2 protein-coding genes are annotated in these 4188 nt (G+C 60.3%); one reads left to right on the top strand and one right to left on the bottom strand.

What is annotated here, in order from left to right:
• Positions 1-64 precede the first annotated feature (64 nt).
• On the bottom strand, positions 65-1747 hold the full coding sequence (ilvD, locus tag ACW9HW_RS29210) for a dihydroxy-acid dehydratase (RefSeq protein ID WP_457402790.1): 1683 nt from the start codon (positions 1745-1747) through the stop codon (positions 65-67).
• A 503-nt stretch (positions 1748-2250) separates the two neighbouring features.
• On the opposite strand from ilvD, the gene mqo reads away from it, so the two are divergent.
• Complete coding sequence (mqo, locus tag ACW9HW_RS29205) at positions 2251-3891, top strand: malate dehydrogenase (quinone) (RefSeq protein WP_457402788.1); 1641 nt, start codon at positions 2251-2253, stop codon at positions 3889-3891.
• Positions 3892-4188: the final 297 nt, after the last annotated feature.

The raw sequence follows: 4188 nt of genomic DNA, 5'->3' as shown, positions 1-4188 counted from the left end.
GGGAACGCATTCCAACTGTGGGAGCGAGCCTGCTCGCGAAAGCAATCGCTCAGGCAATGCCAGACTAGAGGTATTTATCGGTCACAGCCCCCTCCGAAGCACTGGACACCGTCTTCGCATACTTGGCCAAAACCCCACGCTTGTACTTCGATTCCGGCCGCACCCAACGGGTTTTGCGCCTGGCCAATTCAGCATCCGACACATCCACCGTAATCTGCCGGGTTTCGGCATCAATGGTGATCCTGTCGCCGTCTTCGATCAGCGCAATCGGTCCGCCCTCAAAGGCTTCCGGGGTGATATGCCCCACCACGAACCCATGGGAACCACCGGAAAACCGGCCGTCGGTAATCAGCGCTACGTCTTTGCCGAGCCCCTTGCCCATCACCGCCGAAGTCGGCGAGAGCATTTCGCGCATGCCCGGACCGCCTTTCGGTCCTTCGTAGCGAATCACGATCACATCGCCCGCTTTCACTTCGCCATTGAGAATCCCGGCCAGCGCGCCTTCCTCACCGTGATAGACCCGCGCCGTGCCGTCAAAGCGCAAACCTTCCTTGCCGGTGATCTTGGCCACCGCGCCGGTGGGCGAGAGGTTGCCGCGCAGGATCACCAGGTGCGAATCCTTCTTGATCGGCTGGTCGAAGGGCAGGATCACGTCCTGGCCGGCGGGGTAGTCGGGCACGTTTTCCAGGTTCTCGGCGAGGGTCTTGCCGGTGACGGTCATGACGTCACCATGCAGCATCCCGGCGCCCAGCATGCGTTTCATCAGGGGCTGGATGCCGCCGATAGCCACCAGTTCGCTCATCATGTATTTGCCGCTGGGGCGCAGGTCGGCCACCACCGGCGACACCTTGCCCAGTTCGACGAAGTCATCCAGGGTCAGTTCGACACCCACTGCGTGGGCCATGGCCAACAGGTGCAACACGGCATTGGTGGAGCCGGCGAGGGCGATCACCACGCGGATCGCGTTTTCAAAGGCCTTGCGGGTCATGATGTCCCGGGGTTTGAGATCGAGCTTGAGCAGCTCCATGACCTGCTGCCCGGCGCGGAAACTGTCCGAAGCCTTGTCGCTGCCCACGGCATCCTGGGAACTGGAGCCGGGCAGGCTCATGCCCAGGGCTTCGATGGCCGAAGCCATGGTGTTGGCGGTGTACATGCCACCGCAGGAACCGGGGCCGGGAATCGCCACTTCCTCGATCTGCTTGACCTGGATCTCGCTGATGTCGCCGCGCGCATGCTGGCCCACGGCTTCGAACACGGAAATGATGTCAGTGTGGCCGGCCCCCGGGCGGATGGTGCCGCCATAAACGAAGATCGACGGCCGATTGAGCCGCGCCATGCCGATCAGGCAGCCGGGCATGTTCTTGTCGCAACCGCCCACGGTGACCAGCCCGTCAAAGCCTTCGCAACCGGCCACCGTCTCGATGGAATCGGCAATCACTTCCCGCGACACCAGCGAATACTTCATGCCTTCGGTGCCGTTGGCGATGCCGTCGGAAATGGTGATGGTGTTGAAAATCACCCCCTTGGCACCGGCGGCATTCGCGCCTTTTTCGGCTTCGATCGCCAGCTTGTCGATGTGCATGTTGCACGGCGTGACCATCGCCCAGGTCGAGGCGATGCCGATCTGCGGCTTGGTGAAGTCGTCGTCGGTAAAGCCCACGGCACGCAGCATGGACCGGGCCGGTGCGGCTTCGACGCCATCGACCACTTCTGAGGAATACTTGCGCAGATCGTCTTTATCGTTCATGGCGGCTCCTCACAGGCTCTATTCGGAAAAAGCAGATTGAGTATAGAGGGCCAGTCGCGCCTGATGCCGATCCGTTCACCATTACGGCCACTGTGCAGGAGCGAGCTCGCTCGCGATGGTCGTTATCGATACCGCTGGGAGCCTGATCCCCCGCGGCGTTCGCGGGTCTATCGCGAGCGAGCTCGCTCCTACAGGGTCGTGAACAGACGCGCGGGTTTGCCATGTCGTGATATTCTTGGTCCCAACTTGGTTTGACCTATTCAGTTTGCGTGTCCTCCAGATGCGCCAACGGAATCACTGTCGCTCAAGTAGCTGAAGCCAAAAAAGATAAAAAGTCAGTTCAGTAGGGACATATAACTTGGGGTCGATGCAGTCAGTCGGCCTTGTGTGCCCACCCTGCGATCCTTATGTGCAAGCCCCGCGACAGCCAGCCTGTCTGTCGCCAACAAGGGGCCTGGTACGGGGATGGCGGGGCGGATGGCGTTTTATCATAGGTGCTACAGATGTTTAAGAAAGTGAACACAGCCCTGCTGGGGTTGGCGTTGTCGTTGGGGATCACGACAGCCCAGGCGGAAGAAGCCAAGAAAGTCGATGTGCTGCTGATTGGCGGCGGCATCATGAGCGCGACCCTGGGTGTGTGGCTCAATGAGCTGGAACCCGGCACTTCGATGCAGATGATCGAGCGCCTCGACGGCGTCGCCCTGGAAAGCTCCAACGGCTGGAACAACGCCGGTACCGGCCACTCCGCGCTGGCCGAGCTGAACTACACCCCGGAAGACGAGAACGGCAAGGTTTCGATCCCGAAGGCCGTTGAAATCAACGAAGCCTTCCAGATCTCCCGCCAGTTTTGGGCCTGGCAGGTTCGCCAGGGCGTGCTGAAGAACCCGCGTTCGTTCATCAACGCCACACCGCACATGAGCTTTGTGTGGGGCGATGACAACATCAAGTTCCTGAAAAAGCGCTACGAAGCCCTGCAAGCGAGCCCGCTGTTCGCCGGCATGCAGTACTCCGAAGACCCGGCTGTGATCAAGAAGTGGGTCCCGCTGATGATGGAAGGGCGTGACCCGAACCAGAAAATCGCGGCCACCTGGAGCCCGCTCGGCACCGACATGAACTTCGGCGAAATCACTCGCCAGTTCGTGGCTCACCTGCAAACCACGCCGAAATTCGACTTGAAACTGTCCAGCGAAGTGCAGGACATCACCAGGAACGAAGACGGCAGCTGGCGCGTCAGCTACAAAAACCTGAAAGACGGCAGCAAAACCGAAACCGACGCCAAGTTCGTGTTCATCGGCGCCGGCGGCGGTGCCCTGCACCTGCTGCAGAAGTCCGGCATTCCTGAAGCCCGGGAATACGCAGGCTTCCCGGTGGGTGGCTCGTTCCTCGTGACCGAAAACCCAAGCATTGCCGAGCAACACCTGGCCAAAGCCTACGGCAAAGCCTCGGTTGGTGCCCCGCCAATGTCGGTTCCACACCTGGACACCCGCGTGCTGGATGGCAAGCGCGTGATTCTGTTTGGCCCATTCGCCACCTTCAGCACCAAGTTCCTGAAAGAAGGTTCGTACCTGGACCTGCTGACCACCACCACCACGCACAACGTGTGGCCGATGACCAAGGTCGGCATCAAGGAATACCCGCTGGTGGAGTACCTTGCCGGTCAGCTGATGCTGTCTGACGAAGACCGCCTCAACGCCCTGAAGGAATACTTCCCGAACGCCAAGGCCGAAGACTGGCGCCTGTGGCAAGCAGGCCAACGCGTGCAGATCATCAAGCGTGACGAAGCCGCCGGTGGCGTGTTGAAGCTGGGCACCGAAATCGTCGCTTCCGCTGACGGCTCGATTGCCGGCCTGCTGGGTGCATCCCCAGGCGCATCGACCGCTGCACCGATCATGCTGACCGTGATCCAGAAAGTGTTCAAAGACAAGGTCGCAACCCCGGCCTGGCAGGAAAAACTGCACCAGATCGTGCCGAGCTATGGCACCCAGCTGAACAGCGATCCGGTGAAAGTGGCAGAAGAGTGGGCCTACACCTCCAAGGTCCTGGAACTGCCTGCGCCGCCGGTGATTGGTCAGGTGGCTCCGGCTGCTCCGGCTGAAAAAGCCAAGCCTGTGAAAGAGAATGCTGCGGCTGATATGGCGTTGTAATCCGGTTGTCCCGCCATTGCGGCGGGACTGACTGAACCGCAGAAAAGAAAGCCCGCTGAACCGGTGATGGTCAGCGGGCTTTTTCGTTGGTGGGATATTTGGTTTTTCATGAACTCACCGGTAGCGGTGGGAGCTGGCTTGTCGGGTCGCCGCATCGCAGCGATGGCGGCCTCATAGCCGACCTGATTTCACGGATATACCTAATCCATTGTGGGAGCGAGCCTGCTCGCGAAGGTTTTGTGTCAGGCGACATCGTTTTTGATGGTGTACATATCCATTCCTGCGGTAACGGCCACT

This window comes from Pseudomonas sp. SDO5532_S415 (genome assembly GCF_054071155.1).
This window is presented reverse-complemented; position numbering and strand designations above follow the sequence as displayed.

Coding starts and splice junctions, on each gene's coding strand:
- ilvD (WP_457402790.1), bottom strand. CDS start 1,747: ATGAACGATAAAGACGATCTGCGCAAGTATTCCTCAGAAGTGGTCGAT.
- mqo (WP_457402788.1), top strand. CDS start 2,251: ATGTTTAAGAAAGTGAACACAGCCCTGCTGGGGTTGGCGTTGTCGTTG.